The organism is Caballeronia sp. INML3B, from assembly GCF_023631305.1.
In the GTDB taxonomy this organism is placed as follows: Bacteria; Pseudomonadota; Gammaproteobacteria; order Burkholderiales; family Burkholderiaceae; genus Caballeronia; species Caballeronia turbans.
In genome coordinates this window covers 372,457-393,264 of record NZ_JALQDI010000001.1, presented here as the reverse complement: position 1 = coordinate 393,264, position 20,808 = coordinate 372,457, and the positions used below count along the sequence as shown (strand labels likewise).

At 64.6% G+C, this 20,808-nt stretch carries 20 protein-coding genes; 11 read left to right on the top strand and 9 right to left on the bottom strand.

Annotated elements, in window-relative coordinates; genetic code table 11:
* Window position 1: 1 nt before the first annotated feature.
* Entirely contained in the window at window positions 2-1,129 is a 1,128-nt protein-coding gene (locus NCS58_RS01815) for an ABC transporter permease (protein WP_061116829.1), read from the bottom strand.
* 230 nt (window positions 1,130-1,359) lie between these two features.
* Here NCS58_RS01815 and NCS58_RS01810 point away from each other — a divergent pair, with 230 nt between their 5' ends.
* The 3 genes from NCS58_RS01810 to NCS58_RS01800 are packed head-to-tail and all read left to right on the top strand — an operon-like array spanning window position 1,360 to window position 3,325.
* Window positions 1,360-2,247 (top strand): biotin--[acetyl-CoA-carboxylase] ligase, encoded by an 888-nt coding sequence (locus NCS58_RS01810; RefSeq protein ID WP_061116828.1) that lies wholly within the window; start codon window positions 1,360-1,362, stop codon window positions 2,245-2,247.
* Window positions 2,244-3,053: a type III pantothenate kinase gene (locus NCS58_RS01805; protein WP_250476196.1), complete on the top strand. Its 810-nt coding sequence runs from the start codon at window positions 2,244-2,246 to the stop codon at window positions 3,051-3,053. Before NCS58_RS01810 ends, NCS58_RS01805 begins: the two co-directional genes overlap by 4 nt.
* Before the next feature lie 32 nt (window positions 3,054-3,085).
* Window positions 3,086-3,325 (top strand): hypothetical protein, encoded by a 240-nt coding sequence (locus NCS58_RS01800; RefSeq protein WP_061116826.1) that lies wholly within the window; start codon window positions 3,086-3,088, stop codon window positions 3,323-3,325.
* A gap of 15 nt (window positions 3,326-3,340) precedes the next feature.
* Here NCS58_RS01800 and rfaE2 read toward each other — a convergent pair whose 3' ends face one another.
* From rfaE2 to NCS58_RS01765, 7 genes are all read right to left on the bottom strand, one after another.
* Complete coding sequence (gene rfaE2, locus NCS58_RS01795) at window positions 3,341-3,823, bottom strand: D-glycero-beta-D-manno-heptose 1-phosphate adenylyltransferase (protein WP_250476195.1); 483 nt, start codon at window positions 3,821-3,823, stop codon at window positions 3,341-3,343.
* Between the two features lie 145 nt (window positions 3,824-3,968).
* Window positions 3,969-4,844, bottom strand: coding sequence for an acyl-ACP desaturase (locus tag NCS58_RS01790; protein ID WP_061116825.1), 876 nt, complete (start codon window positions 4,842-4,844; stop codon window positions 3,969-3,971).
* Window positions 4,845-5,226: 382 nt separating this feature from the next.
* Window positions 5,227-6,231, bottom strand: a complete 1,005-nt coding sequence (locus NCS58_RS01785; RefSeq protein ID WP_061116824.1) for a MerR family transcriptional regulator — start codon at window positions 6,229-6,231, stop codon at window positions 5,227-5,229.
* 258 nt (window positions 6,232-6,489) lie between these two features.
* Window positions 6,490-7,254 carry a PhaM family polyhydroxyalkanoate granule multifunctional regulatory protein gene (locus tag NCS58_RS01780; RefSeq protein WP_061116823.1) on the bottom strand — a complete coding sequence of 255 codons (765 nt, stop codon included), beginning with the start codon at window positions 7,252-7,254 and terminating at the stop codon, window positions 6,490-6,492.
* Window positions 7,255-7,294: 40 nt separating this feature from the next.
* Window positions 7,295-8,122, bottom strand: a complete 828-nt coding sequence (locus NCS58_RS01775; protein WP_061116822.1) for an enoyl-CoA hydratase/isomerase family protein — start codon at window positions 8,120-8,122, stop codon at window positions 7,295-7,297.
* A 19-nt stretch (window positions 8,123-8,141) separates the two neighbouring features.
* Window positions 8,142-9,311 carry an ABC transporter substrate-binding protein gene (locus NCS58_RS01770; protein ID WP_250537727.1) on the bottom strand — a complete coding sequence of 390 codons (1,170 nt, stop codon included), beginning with the start codon at window positions 9,309-9,311 and terminating at the stop codon, window positions 8,142-8,144.
* 109 nt (window positions 9,312-9,420) lie between these two features.
* A complete protein-coding gene (locus NCS58_RS01765) occupies window positions 9,421-10,407 on the bottom strand; it encodes a fumarylacetoacetate hydrolase family protein (protein WP_250537726.1) in 987 nt (328 codons plus the stop codon).
* 83 nt (window positions 10,408-10,490) lie between these two features.
* Here NCS58_RS01765 and NCS58_RS01760 point away from each other — a divergent pair, with 83 nt between their 5' ends.
* The 7 genes from NCS58_RS01760 to NCS58_RS01730 all read left to right on the top strand — a co-directional run bounded on the left by NCS58_RS01760 (window position 10,491) and on the right by NCS58_RS01730 (window position 18,279).
* Window positions 10,491-11,318: an IclR family transcriptional regulator gene (locus NCS58_RS01760; RefSeq protein WP_409241781.1), complete on the top strand. Its 828-nt coding sequence runs from the start codon at window positions 10,491-10,493 to the stop codon at window positions 11,316-11,318.
* Between the two features lie 93 nt (window positions 11,319-11,411).
* Window positions 11,412-12,623, top strand: a complete 1,212-nt coding sequence (locus NCS58_RS01755; RefSeq protein ID WP_250537724.1) for a DUF3108 domain-containing protein — start codon at window positions 11,412-11,414, stop codon at window positions 12,621-12,623.
* A 95-nt stretch (window positions 12,624-12,718) separates the two neighbouring features.
* Window positions 12,719-13,507 (top strand): alpha/beta fold hydrolase, encoded by a 789-nt coding sequence (locus NCS58_RS01750; RefSeq protein ID WP_061116818.1) that lies wholly within the window; start codon window positions 12,719-12,721, stop codon window positions 13,505-13,507.
* 137 nt (window positions 13,508-13,644) lie between these two features.
* Window positions 13,645-13,902: a DUF3567 domain-containing protein gene (locus tag NCS58_RS01745; protein ID WP_014190215.1), complete on the top strand. Its 258-nt coding sequence runs from the start codon at window positions 13,645-13,647 to the stop codon at window positions 13,900-13,902.
* A 218-nt stretch (window positions 13,903-14,120) separates the two neighbouring features.
* Window positions 14,121-15,182: a homocysteine S-methyltransferase family protein gene (locus tag NCS58_RS01740; RefSeq protein WP_061116817.1), complete on the top strand. Its 1,062-nt coding sequence runs from the start codon at window positions 14,121-14,123 to the stop codon at window positions 15,180-15,182.
* Window positions 15,172-17,922, top strand: coding sequence for a methionine synthase (gene metH, locus NCS58_RS01735; protein ID WP_284502080.1), 2,751 nt, complete (start codon window positions 15,172-15,174; stop codon window positions 17,920-17,922). Before NCS58_RS01740 ends, metH begins: the two co-directional genes overlap by 11 nt.
* 150 nt (window positions 17,923-18,072) lie before the next feature.
* Window positions 18,073-18,279 carry a hypothetical protein gene (locus NCS58_RS01730; RefSeq protein ID WP_061116815.1) on the top strand — a complete coding sequence of 69 codons (207 nt, stop codon included), beginning with the start codon at window positions 18,073-18,075 and terminating at the stop codon, window positions 18,277-18,279.
* 104 nt (window positions 18,280-18,383) lie between these two features.
* Here NCS58_RS01730 and NCS58_RS01725 read toward each other — a convergent pair whose 3' ends face one another.
* Complete coding sequence (locus NCS58_RS01725) at window positions 18,384-18,710, bottom strand: DUF1840 domain-containing protein (protein ID WP_061116941.1); 327 nt, start codon at window positions 18,708-18,710, stop codon at window positions 18,384-18,386.
* A gap of 286 nt (window positions 18,711-18,996) precedes the next feature.
* Between NCS58_RS01725 and argS the strand changes: the two genes are divergently transcribed.
* Window positions 18,997-20,781: an arginine--tRNA ligase gene (gene argS / locus NCS58_RS01720; protein WP_250537722.1), complete on the top strand. Its 1,785-nt coding sequence runs from the start codon at window positions 18,997-18,999 to the stop codon at window positions 20,779-20,781.
* Window positions 20,782-20,808 lie beyond the last annotated feature (27 nt).

Below are 20,808 nucleotides of genomic sequence, written 5' to 3'. Positions count from 1 at the left end.
GTCAGAGTCCGACGTGCTGAAACAGGATCGCGAACACGGCGTCCGCGAGAATGACGATGGTGATCGACGTCACGACGGACGTCGTCGTGCCTTCGCCGAGACTCTGCGAATTCGCCTTGATGCGGAAGCCGAAATGACACGCGGCGAGCGCGATCAGCATGCCGAACACGACGCCCTTGCCGAGCCCGATCCACAGATTGGCGATCGGCACCACCGACGGCAGCGAGCGGATGAAGAAGTTCATGTCGATGGACAGCACGAGCTTCGCCGCGAGCGCGCCGCCCGTCAACGCAATGATGTTGGTCCACATGACGAGCAGCGGCATCGCGACGCCGAGCGCGACCACGCGCGGCAGCACGAGCCGCAGGCCGTGGGGAATGCCCATGACCTGCATCGCGTCGAGTTCCTCCGTGACGCGCATGACGCCGATCTGCGCGGTGATCGCCGAACCCGAGCGCCCGGCGACGAGAATCGCGGAGAGCACCGGTCCGAGCTCGCGGATCACCGACAGCCCGAGAATATTCACGATGTACTGATTTGCGCCGAACGCCTGCAACTGCTGCGCGGACAGATAACTCAGCACGATGCCGATCAGAAACGCGACGAGCGCGGTGATCGCGAGCGCCTGTGCGCCGGCGCTGTAGATGTTCGCCGAGATTTCCGTCCACGGAATGCGCTGCGGACGCCGGACGAGCCCGGCGAGATCGAGCATGAAGCCGCCGAACATTGCGAGACCGTCGTAGAGGTGATCGAAGAAACCGAAGATCAGCTGGCCGAGGCGCGTGACGGGATCGACGCGATCGACGGGCTCGGGTTCCTCGCGCTCGGCATCGAGCAGCGCGACGCGCTCGAAGATTTCGCGCTGGGTATCCGACAGTGCGACGGTCGCAGGCATCCTGCGGCCCCAGACACGCCACAGCGCCTGACCGCCGACGTGATCGAGCCGCTCGACGGACAACAGATCCCACTGGCTGATCGCCTCACGCCCGATGGCGCGCAGCCGCCGCGTGACGCCGCTCTTCGCGCGGTCGCGGGCGAGCGCGAGCGCGGTCCACTGGCCCGAGAGCCGGACCACCTTGCCGTGCTGGCCGGCTTCCACTCTTAGGCGCGGCGGCGTGTCGAAGTCCAAGGATCGATGGCGCGGTGAGACGCGGTTGAAAGGGAGAGGACATTGTAGCGAAGTGTGCCATCGAGGCGCGGCGATGGTGGCGCGCATGGCGAACGGACAAATTCGCGGGCGGTCCCGCGCAGCAGGCGCCCGGACCCGGCGCCGCACGTTACGAGGCGAGGTTCGGGCGCGCGGAGCGGACGCCGCCGCAGCAGGCGAAAAACGCCCATCGCGCCGCTACAATATCCGCCATGAACTCAACTCCCTTCGCCCCCGACGCGCCCTGGCGCATCGACCGCACCCGGCTCGCGACGCTCGCCGAACGGCCCGCCCGCGACTGGACCATCGACATCGTCGACGAAACGGGCTCGACGAACGCCGACCTGATGGAGCGCTTGCGCGCGTCGCGTCGCGGCAGCACGCCCGCGCCGATAGCTCGCGTCGCGTATTCGCAGACCGCCGGACGCGGACGGCGCGGCCGCGCGTGGCTCGCCGAACCGGGCAATGCGCTGTTGATGTCGGTCGGCTGCGTGCTGAAGCGGCCGATCGAAGGGCTGTCGGGGCTGAGTCTCGCCATCGGCGTCGCGGTGCTCGATGCGCTTGCGCATCTGCCGCTTTCGCCTTCCGCACGGCCCGCGCTGAAATGGCCGAACGACGTCCTGCTCGACGACGGGAAGCTCGCCGGCATCCTGATCGAAACCGCGTGGAACACGCCGGACGCGACGGCGGTCGTGATCGGCATCGGCTTGAACCTGCATGGCGCGGAACAGCTCGCCGCCCAGGTCGACGATGCGAATCGCAAGGCCTCGCAGTCCGCGCCCGGCACCGCGCCCGCCACGCTCGCGCGCGCATGGCCCGACGCCAATCTCACCGACACCCTCGCCGCGCTCCTCAACGCGCTCGACGCGGCGCTGCCGCGTTTCGAAGCCGAAGGCTTCAGGCCGTTTCGCCAGCGCTGGCTCGACGCGCACGCGTGGGCCGGGCGCGAGGTCGTGCTGATCGATCAAGGCATGGAAGTGACGCGCGGGATCGCATCGGGCGTCGACGAGAGCGGCCAGTTGCTGATCGACGCGCCCGAGGGCCCGCGCACCGTCACGACCGGCGAACTCACGCTGCGCCTCGCGAGGGAGCGTCCGTGAGCGAAGCGCCGTATCTGCTCATCGACGCCGGCAACAGCCGCATCAAGTGGTCGCTCGTCGATGAAACCGGCGCGTCGCTGACGACCGGCGCCTTCGAGCACGCGCATCATTCGACCGTCGCCGATGACGCCGCGCTCGGCGAATGGTCCGAGTTGCCGACGCCGGCGAGCGCATGGATTTCGAACGTCGCGGGCATGCCGGTGCAGAACCGCATGCAACGTTTGATCGACGCGCGCTGGCCGACGCTGCCGCGCACCGTCGTGCGCGCGCGCGCCGAGCAGTGCGGCGTGATCAACAGTTACGCCGACCCGACGCGTCTCGGCAGCGATCGCTGGGCCGGCATGATCGCCGCGCGCGCCGCGTATCCTGGCGAGCATCTGCTCGTCGCGACCTTCGGCACCGCGACGACGCTCGAAGCATTACGCGCCGACGGCGTCTTCACGGGCGGCCTGATCGCGCCCGGCTGGTCGCTGATGATGGAATCGCTCGGCAGCCACACCGCGCAATTGCCGACGCTCGACGCCGCATCGGCGCGCGAGGCGCTGAATCAGACGCGCAGTCTCTTCGCCACCGATACCGCCGCCGCGCTCTCGGCCGGCTGCCTGCTCGCGCAGGCGGCGCTCATCGAGCGCGCGTGGCATGACCTGAAAGCGGACTGGCAAGCTGACGTCCGGCTGGTGCTCGGCGGCGGCGCCGCAAATGAAATCGCGGGCGCGCTCGACGTGCCGCATACGCGCCACGATTCCCTCGTGCTGTCCGGGCTCGCGCTCATTGCGCGCGACGCGACGGCGCGGCATTCATCCTGATTAACTGATTTGACTGACGGACGGAGCAAAGAATGCTGCGCTGGCTGATCGCCCTTCTGATTCTCGCCAACTTGCTGATGTTCGCGGTCATGCGCGGCATGTTCGGCCCGCTTCCCGCCGCGGGCGCGCGCGAGCCGCATCATCTGTTGCAGCAGGTCCATCCCGAAGCGCTCGCGACGCGCCCGCTCGGGCCCGAGGAAGCGTTCGATCAGCCGCGTGTCGGCGGACCGGCGCCTGCCGCCAACGTGCAGGCCGCGCCGCTCGGGCAATGAAATCGCGAGCGCGAATCAGGACTGCGCGCGGACCTTTTTGAGCAGCGCGGTCGTTGATCGATCGTGCTCGAACGCGATGGCGAGCGCCTTGCCGCCCCAGCCGCGCACGAGCGCCGATTCCGCCAGCTTGTCCATGTCGTAGTCGCCGCCTTTCACGAGCACGTCCGGGCGCAAGGCGCCGATGAGTTCCAGCGGCGTCGATTCTTCGAACTTTACGACCCAGTCGACGCTCTCCAGCGCCGCGAGCAGCGCCATGCGATCGTCCTCGCGATTGATCGGGCGATCGTCGCCCTTGCCGAGCGTGCGCACGGAGGCATCGCTGTTCACGCCGACAATGAGCGTCGCGCCGAGCGCTTTCGCGTCGGCGAGATAGGTCACGTGACCGCGATGAAGAATGTCGAAGACCCCATTGGTGAAGACGACGGGACCGGTAAGGGCCGGACGGCGCGCGGCGAGCGCTTCGCGCGTGGTGATCTTGCGTTCGAAAATGGCGGGCATGGCGGCGCGGGTTGCGATGTGCTGAAAGCGCGCATTGTGCCACGGCGCTTTGCACGCAATTCGAATCGATGCGGACACACATGCAAACGGCCCGCCGGTTCTACCCGGCGGGCCGTCTCGTCTCCAAGGCGTGGAGGCCTGACGCTCAGGCCGGTTGCTCGGCCGCCCCGCCCGACGCGGCTTGCAGACGCTGCGTCACTTCCTTGCGATAGCGATTCAGCTCCTGCGCGGTCGCAAACGAACGCTCGAACAGAATCGACAGGTTGTGCAAGATACGTTCGACGACCTTCTTCTCCCAGCTGTCGTCGAAGCGGATCTGGTCGTCGAGCCAGCGCTCGAGCCATTCCGGGTCGGGCAGGCGCGACTGCACGGTATCGCGCGGGAAGAGCGCCTGATTCACATGCAGATTGGTCGGATGCAGCGGCTTTTCCGTGCGGCGCGCGGAGGCCATCAGCACGCCGATCTTCGCGAACGCGGCGCGCGCGGTGTCGCCCGCATTCGCGAGCGCCTTTTTCATGTAGCGCAGATACGCACCGCCGTGGCGGGCTTCATCGCGCGAAATGGTTTCGTAGATGTGCTTGATGACCGGTTCCGTGTGCCATTCGGCCGCGCGGCGATACCAGTGGTTCAGACGGATTTCACCGCAGAAATGCAGCATCAAGGTTTCAAGCGGCGGCGCCGGGTCGAATTCGAAGCGCACCGCGTGCAGTTCCTCTTCGGTCGGCACCATGTCGGGCTTGAAGCGCCGCAGATACTCCATCAGTACCAGCGAGTGCTTCTGTTCCTCGAAGAACCACACGCTCATGAAAGCGGAGAAGTCGCTGTCATCGTGGTTGTCACGCAGGAACATTTCCGTTGCGGGGAGAGCGGACCATTCAGTGATCGCGTTCATCTTGATCGTCCTGGCCTGCTCGTCGGTGAGCAGGGACGCATCGAATTTGTCCCAAGGAATGTCCTTCTCCATATCCCAGCGGACGGATTCCAGCGATTTATAAAGTTCCGGATAAAGCATGGTGTTCATTGTCCACCCCTGATGCCACTTATGCGACGTTATATCTGTATTGACTTTGGCTGAGTTGCGCGAAAAGCTTGCACGCAAGCAGCCAAGCTTTCAATTTTACGCGGGATTCGGTCGGCCAAAGCCGAAAAGCGACAACGAGCGCGCAAATTTGGCGCTGCGGGACGCTCGCGCCCTGCGAAACACTGCACTTTCCCGTGCAGATGTTGCTGTTGTGCGTCTTGTTCTACCGTGGGTGAGGAGCGAAACCTGTGCCTGGGGTATCTTCAAGTGGCGCGATCCTGCCGCCGAAACCGTGCGGGCCGGCCAGTATGACGTGCTCACATGACAGCGACGCGCATGCCACGCGAACTCCGCGCTTAAAGCTCGCCGCGGCGAGCGTTTTTCATCTTAGCACGGTCGATTCACGCCATTGCGCGACAGTTTCATCGATCGGGGTCAACCCTGCGACGTGTTGCACGCCATCGTCGAGCTTGCGACGCAGCGCCGGGCTGCTTCCGCCGACCCAGATGCGCACATGCGGCGGAAGCAGGTTGCGCAGGTCGGTGAGGCCGTTCGCGATGGACTGCGCCGGCAGCACCGCGGTAAACGACAGCGCAACGATATCGACGTCATGCGCCGCTACTGCATTGACGATATCGTGCAACGGCGTCTGCAGGCCGAGCTGGACACAATCGCACTCGGAGAGCGTGAACATCGCTTCGGCCATCAGGATGCCGAGGCCGTGGCCCTCGCCGGAGAGCGTCGTGAGCAGTACGCGCGGACGGCCGCCGCGCCCGCGCACGGCGTCGGAGAGCGGACGCAACAGCGTGCGCATCGCCGACTGGATCGCTTCGCTGAACAGATGCTCGTGATAGACCTGCAAGGTGCCCGCCGCCCACGCATTGCCGATCCGCGCCGACAACGGCGCCGCGACATCCAGCACGAAACGCTCGAGCCCGTCGCGCGTCGCGCGTTTGAGAAGCACGAAGCGGAACTCGTCGTAAGCGCTCGTACGCAACAGCGCGATCAGATGATCCAGCTCGGCGTCCGGCGCGTCCTGCCCGACGCCCGAACTCTCGGCCAGCTGCTGCAATAAATCGATGGATTGCCCGAGCACCTTGCTCGGCCGGTGCCCCGCGTCGAGCAGGCGCTTCACGAGCCGCAGCTTCGTCACCTGCTCCTGCGGATAGAGCCGCTCGCCGCCGGGCGACCGCATCGGCTGCGGAAAGCCGTAACGGCGCTCCCAGACACGCAGCGTGTCCTTCGTCAGACCAATCTCCTGAGCGATTGCGCCAATGCCGATTCCCGTGACGCCCGTCGCCGCAGTGCGCGGCGGGTCGGGTTCCGGCGCGTCGGCGCCATCGGAAACCGGCTCTGAATCGAAGTCTTGTTCTGATGAGTTCGTCATGGACAAATCGTTTCGAGACCACACGTCGCGTTCGACGCAGATTACGTGCCCGGTATTGAAGGTGGACAAGTCCTATCGACGTCGATGTTTCATCATAGACAAAATCGAGACGCTCGTCGGGGCTGAAATACATTTCGGCACGTAGACCAAGCAATGGCGCGAGACGCGGTTCGATGCAACGTTGCGCATCGAAGGAACTGGCGGCGCATTGCGCGCCGCCGGCATGGGATCAGAACGGGAGCGCCAGTAGACGCGAACTCAGACGGGCTTCTTGCGCGGCGCAGCCTTGCGAGCGGGCGCTTTTTTCGCGGCGGCCTCCGATTTATCCGCGTCGCCGTGCGCCGGCTGCCCGGCATCGGTCTCGTCTGCGGCGGGCTGCTCGCCCGATTCGCCCGTCGGGTTCAGCGGGCCAGTCATGCCCGGCTGCAGCATGGCGAGATGCGCCAGTTGATTGAACTGTGATTGCAGCACGTTCCACCAGCCGGCAGGGTCGAAGCCGGGCGGCGGTGCGGACGCGTCGCCCGCCGCCGTCTCGCCTTGCGCCGATGTTCCGCTCGCCGGCGCTTCGCGCACGGGCTCCTGTTTCGGCGCGTCCGCTTTGGCCGCGCCGCTCATCGGCCAGCCTGCGGTCGCGGCCTTCGCATTCTCGGTGGCCGCGCTTTGCGCACCCTCGACAGACGACTGCGCAAACGCCCCGAACGCGCGCAGCGTCGCGAGCGTCGCGCGCTGCACTTCGAGCGCTTGAATCGCCGATTGCAGCATATTGAGATTGAGCTTCAGCCAGTGCTCGACGGCGCGCATGTCCGTCACGCGCTTGTCGAGTTCTTCGATGTTCGTGAGCGGCGCGAGCATGTCGGACATCATCGAGAGGGAAGGACCCACGCCCTGCCCGCCGCCCGGCATCGCGGCGGCGAACGGATTCAGGCGCATCAGTTCCCACATCTTGCCCATCATGTCGGCCTGGCCGAATCCGGGAAAACCGGGAATCGTGTAGGGCGGCGTGCCGCCAGTGTTATCGGTCATTCGACTCTCCTTGTTTTCGTGCGTGTGAGATTCGCGTAGCTCAGAACGGCGCGCCGCCCGGAAAGTCCGGCGCGCGCCGCTCGCGCAGCGAGCGCATGCCTTCGTGGACGTCCGGCCCCGCGAAACCCATGAATTCGAGCGCGAGCGACGCATCGAAGGTCGGCCCCGCCGAGCGCAGCCAGTTGTTCAGCGCGTACTTGGTCCAGCGGATCGCGGTTTGCGAGCCTTGTGCAAGACGATTCGCCACCTCGATCGCCTTCGGCATCAGTTCGTTCTCGTCGACGGCGAGCGACACCAGACCGATGCGCTCCGCTTCCTCGCCGCTCACCGGCTCGCATAGCAGCAGATAGTACTTGGCCTTCGCCATGCCGCACAGCAGCGGCCAGACGATCGCCGCGTGATCGCCCGCTGCGACGCCGAGGCGCGTGTGCCCGTCGATGATGCGCGCCGACTTCGTCGCGATCGAGATATCCGCGAGCAGGCCCGCGACCAGTCCCGCGCCGACCGCGGGGCCATGCATCGCGGAGACGATCGGCTTGCCGCAGTTGATCACGTTATAGACGAGATCGCGCGCCTCGCGCCATACGCGCGCGCGCACATCGAAGTCGTTCGCCATCTCCTCGACGAGCCCGAGATCGCCGCCCGCCGAAAAGCCCTTGCCTTCGCCGCGGATCAGCGCGACGCGTGTTTCGGGATCGCGATCGATGTCGCGCCAGATATCCGCCAGCTCACGATGCATGTTGGCGTCGGCGGTAGACAGGCCGCTCTTGTTCGCGCCCGCGCCGGGCATCACCACTTCGAGCACGCCGTGCGGACGGCGGCGCAACTCCAGCGACTTGTAGCTCGCGTAGAAGGAGAGATCGCTCATGGTTCTGTTCAATCGAGAGTTAGCGCGGCTGATAGATCCACTTGCCGTCGCGGATCTCGACCATCACGCGCGCGCGCTGATCGAGGCCGATGTGATCGTTGGGCGTCATGTTGACCTGCCCGTTGGTATCGGAGAAATTCTTCGTGCCTTCGAGCGCATCGCGCAACGCGCCACGGAATGCCGGCGTGCCCGGCGCGCCCGCCTTCAGGGCGATCGGCACCGCGCGATTGAGCAGCATGCCCGCGTCCCACGCATACGAGCCGAACGCCGATACCGTGCCCGCGCCCTGCTTCGCTTCGTACAGTTTGATGTATTCGAGCGCGAGGCGCTTGGCCGGATGATCGTCGGGCAACTGCGCGGCGACGAGCACCGGGCTCGCGGGCAGGAACGTGCCGTTGCAGTCCGCGCCGCACACGCGCAGGAAGTCGCGATTGCCCACGCCGTGATTGTGATAGACCTTGCCTTTGTAGCCGCGCTGCGCGAGGGTCTTCGGCGGCAACGCGGCGGGCGTGCCGGCCGCGCCGACGACAACCGCATCCGGCTTCGCCGCGAGAATCTTGAGGATTTGCCCGGTCACGCTCGGATCGGTGCGGTTGAAGCGCTCGTTCGCGACCACTTCGATCTTGTGCAATTGCGCGAACTTCGCGACTTCGGCGTAGAAGGTCTCGCCGAGCGCGTCCGCCTGTCCGATGTACGCGAGCGTCTTCACGCCGTGATTGCTCGCGTGTTCGGCGATCGCGGAGGCCATCATCGCGTCGGTTTGCGGTGTCTTGAACACCCAGCGGCGCTTGTCGTCGACAGGCTCGATGATCTTCGACGACGACGCGAGCGAGATCATCGGCGTCTGCCCTTGCGCGACGACATCGATCATCGCGAGCGAGTTCGGCGTGATCGACGAGCCGATGATCGCATCGACCTGATCCTCGCTCATGAGCTTCTTGGTCGACTGAACGGCTTGCGTGGTGTCGGAAGCATCGTCGAGCACGATGTAATCGACCGGCTTGCCGCCCATCTCTTTCGGCAGCAGCGCGACGGTGTCACGCGCGGGAATGCCGAGCGACGCGGCCGGCCCCGTGAGCGACAACACGAGGCCGATCTTCACGTGCTGCGCCGTTTGCGCGAATGCCGCTGTCGTTGCGGCGACCGTGAGCGCCGCGCCCGCCAGAAATTTCCACTTGCCTGCCGCCATCCGAGTCTCCTTTTTTTGATAGTTCTTCTGCCGCGCACATGCAGCCGGCAAAGTGTAAGGCGAGGCTTGCGCGCATCGCATCGGGCGAAACCCGTTGCGATGCGTGGATTCAGTGCCCGGGCGGGACGATCGCCTGATCGATCGCGCCGAAGATCGACTTGCCGCTTTCGTCGAACATCTCGATCTTCACGCTGTCGCCGAACTTCATAAAGTCCGTCTGCGGCGCGCCGTGCTCGATGGTTTCGAGACACCGCTTCTCGGCGATGCAGCAGTAGCCGCGCTTCGCGTCCTTGTTCGAGATCGTGCCCGAGCCGACGATCGAGCCCGCGCGCAGGTTGCGCGTCTTCGCCGCGTGCGCGATCAGTTGCCCGAAATGGAACACCATGTCCGTGCCGCAATCCGGCTGGCCGACCTTTTTGCCGTTCCAGTGCACGATCATCGGCCGATGCACCCGCCCATCGCGCCACGCGTCGCCGAGCTCGTCGGGCGTCACGGCGACGGGCGAGAACGCGGTCGCGGGCTTGCTCTGGAAGAAGCCGAAGCCCTTCGCGAGTTCCGCGGGAATGAGATTGCGCAGCGACACGTCGTTCACGAGCATCAGCAGACGCACGCTGCGGAGCGCTTCGTCGGGCATCGCGGCCATGTGGACATCGGACGTGATGACGGCGACTTCCGCCTCGAAGTCGATGCCATACGATTCGGTCGCGCACACGATGTCGTCCGTCGGGCCGATGAAATCATCGCTGCCGCCCTGGTACATGAGCGGATCGGTCCAGAATTCGGGCGGCATTTCCGCGTTGCGCGCGCGGCGCACGAGCTCCACGTGATTCACGTACGCCGAGCCGTCCGCCCACTGGAACGCACGCGGCAGCGGCGCCATGCAGGCTTTCGGATCGAACTGAAACGTGTTGCGCGCGCGGCCGGCGTTCAGCGCCTCGTAGACGTCCATGAGTTGCGGCGCGTAGAAGGTCCAGTCGTCGAGCGCGCGTTGCAGCGTCGAAACGATTTCATCGGCGATGGCCGCCGTGCGCAGATCGCGCGAGACGACGATCAGTTGGCCGTCGCGCGTGCCGTCCTTCAGCGTGGCAAGTTTCATAGAGCGGGAGTCGTTGGCTTGAGATGACGTTAAGGGAAATCTATTTTACGATGGTGAATCCCCTGGCTGTGATTTCGCGCTTCATGCAATCGACCCAATCCGCTCTTCCCGACGACGAAGACCACCTCGACGCCACCGACTCCACCGAGGAGAAAACGCGCTCCGGCATTCAATCGATCGAAGTCGGCTTCCGGCTGCTCGACGTGCTCACCAACGAGCCGCGCGCGATGATGCTGCGCGATCTCGCGCAGCGCGCGGGCATGAGCCCGGCGAAGGCGCATCGCTATCTCGTGAGTTTCCTGCGGCTTGGCGTGGCGTCGCAGGATCCGGTGTCGGGGCGCTACGAACTCGGCGGATTCGCGTTGCAGATGGGACTGGCGCGGCTCGCGCGCGTCGACGGCGTGAGGCTCGCGCGCATCGCGCTCGCGCAGATGCGCGACCGGCTCGATCAGACGGTCGGCATTGCGGTGTGGGGCAATCAGGGACCGACGGTCGTGCACTGGATGGAATCGAGTCATCCGGCGAAGGCGTCGCTCAAGCTCGGCGACGTGATGCCGCTGCTCTCGTCCGCGACCGGCCTGCTTTTCGCCGCCTATCTGCCGCGCAGCAAGACGCAACCGATGCTCGACCGCGAACTCGCCGCCATGAAGCAGACGATGGCCGACGTCGAGCCGCTTCTCGCCGAGGTGCGCGAGCACGGCGCGGCGCGCGTCGAAGGCATGCTGCTGCCGACGATCCACGCGTTCTGCACGCCGGTCTTCGACTCGACCGGCGAGCTCGCGCTCGGGCTTATCGCGCTCGGTCACGAAGGCACCTTCGATACGCGTTGGGGCGGCGAAATCGATTCCGCCCTGCGAGAATGCGCGCGCGGCCTGTCGTACGAATTGGGATATAAAGCGGGCGAGCGCTGACCGCGCCCGTCGATGCGGTAAGGAACATCGCTTTCATTGCGCGTGTCTTACGCGTTTCGCCTGGCCCGCACTGCTCCCTTTCACGCCTCCACGATGTCACTGTTTCAATTCCGCCGTCCTCGCCCCGCGTCGGGCGAGCCGCCCCACGCTGTTTTCGATTCCGCCATTCCGCGCCGCTGTGGGCGCTGGGTGCTGGTCGTGCTGATCGTCGCGGGCCTGCACTGGAGCGCGATGCGGTGGATCGAGCACAATCGGCAGCCGACGAATGTGCCGCCGGAGGCGCCGCCCGTACAGGTCGAATTGCTGACGCCCAAGCCGATTGCGCCGCCCGCGCCGCAGCCGCAGCCGCCCAAACCGGCCGATCGCGTGCCCACTCCGACGCCGCGCAAGCCTGCCGCCCCCGCGCCCACAGCGGCGCCCGCTCCCGCTCCGGTGTTGACCGCGGCGACGCCTCAGCCGGACGCGCCGGCGGCGGACGCAGGCGTGGCGGCGTCGGCGCCCGCGCAAGCACAGGCGCAAGCGCCATCGCCATTGCCCGCGGCGCAACCCGCCGCCGTCTCCGGCGACAAGCTCAGCGTTCCGCCCTCGGGCGAGTTGCGTTACGACACGCTCGTGAACGGCATGATGAACCAGACCGGCACGATCCACTGGATCAACGACGGCCAGCATTACGAAATGGTCGTGTCGATCCCGTTGCCTTTCGTCGGTCCATATGTGTATTCGAGCAAGGGTCATATCGACGGCTTCGGCATTGCGCCGGAACAGTATTCGGAACAGCGCGGCCGCCGCGCCGCCGACGTCGCCATCTTCAATCGCGAGGCGAAGCAGATCGTCTATACGAAGACGCCGCAGAGTCAGCCGCTCGCGGATGGCGCCCAGGACCGCTTCAGCGTCGTCATGCAGCTGGCGAGTCTCGTGCGCGGCGCGCCGGACAAATACAAGCCGGGCGTCACGCGGCAATTCAGCGTCGCGGACAACGACAGCAACGAGATCTGGCCGATAGAAACCGTCGGCGATGAAACCGTGCAGGCGCGCGGCGGCTTTACGACCGCCCGCCATTTCACGCGTCTGCCCCGCAAGGAAGGCGACCGCCGCAAGCTCGACATCTGGCTCGCGCCGTCGATCGGCTGGCTGCCCGTGCGGATTCTGCAAACCGAACCGAACGGAATGCAGATCGAGCTGCTCTGGGCCGGCAGCCTCAGCATGCCTTCGTCGGCAGGACAAGGTGTCACCTCGGGCACGCAAGATGCGTCTGAGGAAACCGCGCCCGCCCCGCCTGCGACGTCCCAGCCGGACAAACCGTAACGCGGCCGTCACACTGCGTGACACGGGTTCACGGCCGAAGCGCAGCGCTTTGCTTCGGTAACAGCATCGCAAACCGCACTCTTTACGGAACCGATATGCAGCTGACGATCAATGGCATCGACACACGCTATGTTCTCGACAACGAAGGCGGCGGTCCCTGGCTCGTCTTCATCCATCAGCTTGCCGGCGACCTCTCCGTCTGGGATCAGATGGCCGGCTACTTCCGCAACGACTTTACTGTCCTGCGCTATGACTTGCGCGGCCACGGCGAAACGGCGGTTTCGCCGGATCCGTTCACGATCGACGACCTCGCCGACGATCTCGCGGTTCTGCTCGACAGGTTAGGCGCGCCGTCGGCGCATGTCGTCGGGCTGTCGATCGGCGCAATGGTGGCGCAGAAGTTCGCGATCAACCATGCGGACAAAGTGGAATCGCTGACGGTCGTGGGCGCGCCGGCCTTTATTTCCGAGGATGCGCGTCCGACATTCGCGCAACGGGCAGCCTCCGTGCGCGAAAGCGGCACAGCGAGTATCGTGGAAGCGACGCTCGACCGCTGGTTCACGCCTGAATTCCGCAAGGCGCACCCCGAAGTGATCGAACAAATCGCGGATACGATCGCCGGCACGCCCGCCGAAGGATTCGCACGCGCCGCGGAAGCGGTCGGCCGTTTCGATGCGCGAGACAAACTCGCGTCCGTGAGGAAGCGCACGCTCGTCGTTGCAGGTGAGCATGACGTTGGCACGCCGCATGCTGCTTCAAAAGTTGTCGCAGACATGGTGCCCGGCGCGCGATTCGAACTTCTCAATGCGGCGCACCTTTCACCCGTGGAGGAATCGCAACGCTTTTCCGCAATACTGGCGGGTTTTATGCGCGATTCCACGTAGTTCTTCTGTTTTTTGCTGCAAAAGAAAGCCTCGATACAGCGGGCATCACATCGAGGCCACCCCTTGAATTCCAACCCAGTCGCTCCACTTAAGCGTCAGGATTGCCACGGAGCAAACAAGGAATAAGGAGTGTCGCCATGCAAATGATCTACAACAGCCCTAACTATTGCGTAGTCGAGTTTCCACCGCAGGACAACCATCTCGCCATGAAGGCGGGCGGCTATGAGATCGTGGACAAGAACACGCAGCGGGAAATTTTCATCGACGGCGAGCTCGCCGCGAAGTTTCGCGAGCACGTCCAGCAACTGATCGCGGAAGAGCCTTCGCTCGAAGATGTCGACGAATTCCTCGGCCAGTTCGACATCTTGATGAACCAGCCCGTCGTGCTTCACTGATGCATGCACGCGCGGGCGGCTCGCTACTGTCCGCGCCCGCCGCCGCACGGCCCTGCGGTTAAGGCGACACTCGCCATCCCCCGAAGACCCCGCCCTGCAAACGGCGGGTTTTTTTTCGGCGGCTTCACGCCGATGCGCGCCCGCCGCCCGGAGGCGAGCGCTCCGCGCTGCGGCTACAATGTCAGGCTATTTCACACTTGGTGCAGGCCTCGTCCGTCATGACCCAGAACGCCCTTCCGAAAGCCCCTGCGCGCGCCTATACGCGCGGCGCCGCGCTGCCCGCGCTGCTGCAGAAACGCATCCTGATCCTCGACGGCGCGATGGGCACGATGATCCAACGCTACAAGCTCGACGAAGCCGCGTATCGCGGCGAGCGCTTCAAGGACTACGGCCGCGACATCAAGGGCAACAACGAGTTGCTGTCGATCACGCAGCCGCAGGTCATCCGCGAGATTCACGAGCAGTATCTGGCGGCGGGCGCCGACATCGTCGAGACGAACACCTTCGGCGCCACGCGCGTCGCGCAGGCCGATTACGGCATGGAAGACCTTGCCGCGGAGATGAACATCGAGTCGGCGAAGCTCGCGCGCGAAGCCTGCAACAAGTATTCGACGCCGGCCAAGCCGCGCTTCGTCGCGGGCGCGATCGGACCGACGCCCAAGACCGCGAGCATCTCACCCGACGTGAACGACCCGGGCGCGCGCAACGTCACGTTCGACGAGCTGCGCGACGCGTACTACGAACAGGCCAAGGCGCTGCTCGATGCGGGCGTCGATCTGTTTCTCGTCGAAACGATCTTCGACACGTTGAACGCGAAAGCGGCCTTGTTCGCGCTAGATCAACTCTTCGACGATACCGGCGAGCTGGTGCCGATCATGATCTCGGGCACGGTCACCGATGCATCGGGCCGCATTCTGTCCGGGCAGACGGTGGAAGCGTTCTGGAACTCGCTGCGTCACGCGAAGCCGCTCACGTTCGGCCTGAACTGCGCGCTCGGCGCGGCGCTGATGCGCCCGTACATCGCCGAACTGGCGAAGCTGTGCGACACCTACGTGTCCTGCTATCCGAACGCGGGCCTGCCGAATCCGATGAGCGACACCGGATTCGATGAAACACCGGACGTGACATCGGGATTGCTGAAGGAATTCGCAACGGCGGGCCTCGTGAATGTCGCGGGCGGGTGCTGCGGCACGACGCCGGAGCACATCGCGGAGATCGCGAAAGCGCTCGCTGAAGTGAAGCCGCGCGCCTTCCCCTCGCAATATCGCGATGCAGCCTGACATCGAACAAGAGATAACAGACATGACCGATCACACGATGCGTCTCTCCGGCCTCGAACCGTTCAACGTCACCGACAACTCACTCTTCATCAACGTCGGCGAGCGCACGAACGTGACCGGATCGAAGGCGTTCGCGCGCATGGTCCTGAACGGCCAGTTCGACGAAGCGCTCGCCGTCGCGCGGCAGCAGGTCGAAAACGGCGCGCAGGTCATCGACATCAACATGGACGAAGCCATGCTCGATTCGAAAGCCGCGATGGTGCGCTTTCTGAATCTGATCGCATCGGAGCCCGACATCGCGCGCGTGCCGATCATGATCGACTCGTCGAAATGGGAAGTGATCGAAGCGGGCCTGAAGTGCGTGCAGGGCAAGGCGATCGTCAACTCGATCTCGCTGAAGGAAGGCGAAGATGCGTTCCGGCATCACGCGAAACTGATCCGCCGATACGGCGCGGCATCGGTCGTGATGGCATTCGATGAGAAAGGCCAGGCGGACACGTTCCAGCGCAAGACGGAAATCTGCAAGCGCTCCTACGACATCCTCGTCAACGAGGTCGGCTTCGAGCCCGAGGACATCATCTTCGATCCGAACATCTTCGCGATCGCGACGGGCATCGAGGAGCACAACAACTACGCGGTCGATTTCATCAATGCGACGCGCTGGATCAAGCAGAACCTGCCGCATGCGAAGGTGAGCGGCGGCGTGTCGAACGTGTCGTTCTCGTTCCGCGGCAATGATCCCGTGCGCGAGGCGATTCACACCGTGTTCCTGTATCACGCGATTCAGGCGGGCATGGACATGGGCATCGTGAACGCGGGCCAGCTCGGCGTGTATGCCGACCTCGACGCCGAACTGCGCGAGAGAGTCGAAGACGTCGTGCTGAATCGCCGCGAGGACGGCACGGACCGTCTGCTCGAAGTCGCCGACAAGTTCAAGACCGGCGCCGCGAAGAAGGAAGAGAACCTCGAATGGCGCAATCAGCCGGTCGAGGCGCGTCTGTCGCACGCGCTCGTGCACGGCATCACGAACTTCATCGTCGAAGATACCGAAGAAGTGCGCGCGAAGATCGAGAAGGCCGGCGGGCGTCCGATCAACGTCATCGAAGGGCCGCTGATGGACGGCATGAACATCGTCGGCGACCTGTTCGGCGCGGGCAAGATGTTCCTGCCGCAAGTCGTGAAATCGGCGCGCGTGATGAAGCAGGCGGTCGCGCATCTGATTCCGTTCATCGAAGAAGAGAAGAAGCGTCTCGCCGATGCCGGCGCGGACGTGCGGCCGAAGGGCAAGATCGTCATCGCGACCGTGAAGGGCGATGTGCACGACATCGGCAAGAACATCGTGTCGGTCGTGCTCCAGTGCAACAACTTCGAAGTGGTCAACATGGGCGTGATGGTGCCGTGCGCGACCATCCTTCAGAAGGCGAAGGAAGAAGGCGCGGACATCATCGGGCTTTCCGGCCTCATCACGCCGAGTCTCGAAGAAATGGCTTACGTCGCCTCGGAAATGCAGCGCGACGATTATTTCCGCGGCAAGCAGACGCCTTTGCTCATCGGCGGCGCGACGACTTCGCGCGTGCATACCGCCGTGAAGATCGCGCCGCATTACGAGGGGCCGGTCGTGTACGTGCCGGATGCGTCGCGTTCGGTGTCGGTGGCGTCGAGCCTCCTGTCGGACGAAGGCGCGGCGAAGTATCTCGATGAACTGAAGAGCGACTACGACCGCATCCGCACGCAGCACGCCAACAGAAAAGCGCAGCCGATGGTCACGTACGACGAGGCGCGCGCCAACAAGACGAAGATCGACTGGAGCGCGTACACGCCGAAGAAGCCGACCTTCATCGGGCGGCGCGTGTTCAGGAACTATGACCTCGCGGAACTGGCGAACTACATCGACTGGGGTCCGTTCTTCCAGACGTGGGATCTCGCGGGTCCCTATCCGGCGATTCTCAACGACGAGATCGTCGGCGAGTCGGCGCGGCGCGTGTTCTCCGACGGCAAGTCGATGCTCTCGCGCCTGATTCAGGGCCGCTGGCTCACGGCGAACGGCGTCGTCATGCTGCTGCCCGCGAACACCGTAAACGACGACGACATCGAGATCTACACGGACGAATCACGCTCGAAAGTCGCGTTGACGTGGCGCAATCTGCGTCAGCAGAGCGTGCGTCCGGTCGTCGATGGCGTGATGCGCCCGAACCGCTCGCTCGCCGATTTCATCGCGCCGAAGGAGTCGGGCGTGAAGGATTACATCGGGCTCTTCGCGGTGACGGCGGGCCTCGGCGTCGACAAAAAGGAACAACAGTTCGAAGCCGATCACGACGACTACAGCGCGATCATGCTCAAGGCGCTGGCCGACCGTTTCGCGGAGGCTTTCGCCGAAGCGCTCCACGCGCGCGTGCGCCGGGAACTGTGGGGCTACGCGTCGAGCGAAACGCTCGACAACGATGCGCTGATCGCGGAGAAGTATGTCGGCATCCGCCCGGCGCCGGGTTATCCGGCGTGCCCGGATCACCTCGTGAAGCGCGACATGTTCGAAGTGCTTCAGGCGAACGAAATCGGCATGAGCGTGACCGAGTCGCTCGCGATGCTGCCGGCCGCGAGCGTGTCGGGCTTCTACATCGCGCATCCCGACAGCACGTACTTCTCGGTGGGCAAGATCGGCGACGATCAGCTCGCGAGCTACGCCGAACGCATGGCGCTGTCGACCGCGGATGCCGAACGCGCGCTTGCACCGCTGCGCTGAAGCCCAGCAATGACAAACGACATATCCCTCGCCTGATGGCGGAAATATGCACGAAACAGGCGGGAAATTTTTGGTTTCCGTAGACTTGTCAGCGCGAAAGGCCGTCGCCATGACGGCACACGCACTCTTTTCGTCAACGGAGAAAGTCGCATGAAGAAGATGACGTCCGCCGTAACCGTAGCTTTCGCCGCGGCCTTGCTAGCAGCATCGAGTTCGGCTGCGTTCGCGCAGGCGAGCAGCACTCAGGCGTCTTCGTACTCGCCGCCGCAGTCGGAGCACAAGAAGAAGCCGAAGAAGCCGAAAAAGCCGCATACGCCTGCGAAGCCCGCCGGCGCGGAAAGCGGCCAGTCGCAATAATCCGCAGCACAGCGACTAGGCCGTCAGACGTTTCATCGGAAGAAAAAAACCCGCATCGGCAACGATGCGGGTTTTTGTTTGCCGGCGCGGCGGATCACGTGAAATCAGACGCCCCAGAGAATATCCGTGTTGTGCTTTTGCGCGAGGCGCAGCATGTCGAGGAACGGATAAGCGCGCTGCGCGAGCCCGATGGGAATCTCGTGCGGCTCGTGCCCTTCCTCGCCTTCGTGGAAATGGCCGTCGTGCTCGGCGCGCACTTTCTTGTCGGTGACGATAGCGGCTTCGAGTTTCTGAATGGCCGAAGGCAGTTCTTCGTGCGTGACGACGCCCCTCTCGGTGAGCTGTTTGCCGATGATGCCGAGCAAGTACTCCGCGAGGTCTTCGAGCATCATGACATCCGGTGCGGCAGGAGTTTTGAATGTGATGAGCATGGCATGGTCCTTTTGTTTATGTTGGGTCATGGGCGGTTTGCAAACCAAACGCGCAGACGAGCCGGTCTCCCTGACAACATGACGACACCCTGATTCGACATATTAGCACCTGCTAAAATCCCCACTTTGTAGGTATATAACCGGGCTTACTCCGTTATATGTCTGCGAGGCCTCGCAGACATGGCGAATGGCGTCCGCAACGAGCCGCAACCGGGCCGCAAGCGCGCGCCATCCTCAATCCAATCGCCATACCCATCCGGACTCGCTCCACTGGATCACATTCAGCATGCTGCCCGCACATAAACACACTCTCGAAACGCTCATCACCGACGCGGTCCAGCAGGTCGCGCAAGCCACTCAAGGCGCCAGCGAAGCGGCCTTCGTCACGCCTTCGATCGTCCTCGAACGACCGAAGGTCGCGGCGCACGGCGACGTGGCATCGAATGTCGCGATGCAGCTCGCCAAGCCGCTGCGCGCGAATCCGCGCCAGCTCGCGCAGCAAATCATCGATGCGCTGCTCGGTCTTCCGGCCGCGAAGGGTCTCGTCGAGAGCGCCGAAGTGGCGGGTCCCGGCTTCATCAATCTGCGTCTTGCCGCCACGGCGAAGCAAGCGGTGATCCCGGCCGTGCTGGGCGATGGCGCAACGTTCGGCCGCTCGACGCGCGACACGGGCAGGCACGTGCTCGTCGAGTTCGTGTCGGCGAATCCGACCGGCCCGCTGCACGTCGGCCACGGCCGTCAGGCCGCGCTCGGCGACGCGCTCTCGAACCTGCTCGAAACGCAGGGCTACGACGTGCACCGCGAGTTCTACTACAACGACGCGGGCGTGCAGATCAACAACCTCGCCGTCTCGACGCAACTGCGCGCGCGCGGCCTCAAGCCGGGCGACGCCGAGTGGCCCGAGGCCGCATACAACGGTGAGTACATCGCCGACATCGCGCGCGACTACATGGCGGGCGAAACCGTCGCGGCGAAAGATGGCGAGCCGGTCAAGGGCAAAGGTGACGTCGACGATCTCGAAGCCATCCGTCATTTCGCGGTCGCGTATCTGCGTCACGAACAGGACATGGATCTGACCGCGTTCGGCGTGAAGTTCGACCAGTTTTATCTGGAGTCGTCGCTGTACAAGGAAGGCCGCGTCGAGAAGACGGTCGCGGCGCTCGTCGATGCAGGCAAGACCTACGAGCAGGACGGCGCGCTGTGGCTGCGCACCACCGACGACGGCGACGACAAAGACCGCGTCATGAAGAAGTCCGACGGCACCTACACGTACTTCGTGCCGGACGTCGCGTATCACGTGACCAAATGGGAGCGCGGCTACACGAAGGTCATCAACATCCAGGGCTCGGACCATCACGGCACGATCGCGCGGGTGCGCGCCGGCCTGCAAGGACTCGGCGTCGGCATTCCCAAGGGCTATCCCGACTACGTGCTGCACAAGATGGTGACCGTCATGCGCGACGGCCAGGAAGTGAAGATCTCCAAGCGCGCGGGCAGCTACGTGACGGTGCGGGATCTGATCGAATGGTCGGGCGGCCTCACGCCGGGCCACGAAACCGCGCCTGACCAGATCGACGAAGACACCATCCGCCGCGGCCGCGACGCCGTGCGCTTCTTCCTCATTTCGCGCAAGGCGGATACCGAATTCGTGTTCGACATCGACCTCGCGCTCAAGCAGAACGACGAAAACCCGGTCTACTACGTGCAGTACGCGCACGCGCGCATCTGCACGATTCTCAGCGACTGGAAGGAACGCTACGCGGGCGACGTGTCGAAGGCGGCGCAGGCCGACCTTTCGCCGCTGTCGAGCGACCGTGCGATGGCGCTGCTCAACAAGCTCGCTGAATTTCCGGAGATGCTCGCCCACGCCGCCGACGAGCTCGCGCCGCACGCGGTCGCGTTCTATCTGCGCGACCTCGCTGGCGAATTTCACTCGTTCTACAATGCGGAGCGCGTGCTCGTGGACGAAGAGAAGGAACGCACCGCGCGCATCGCGCTGCTGGCCGCCACGCGCCAGGTCCTCGAAAACGGTCTCGCGACCATCGGCGTTTCCGCTCCTCGAAAGATGTAATCGTCCGCTGCCCCGCTACGCGCACCG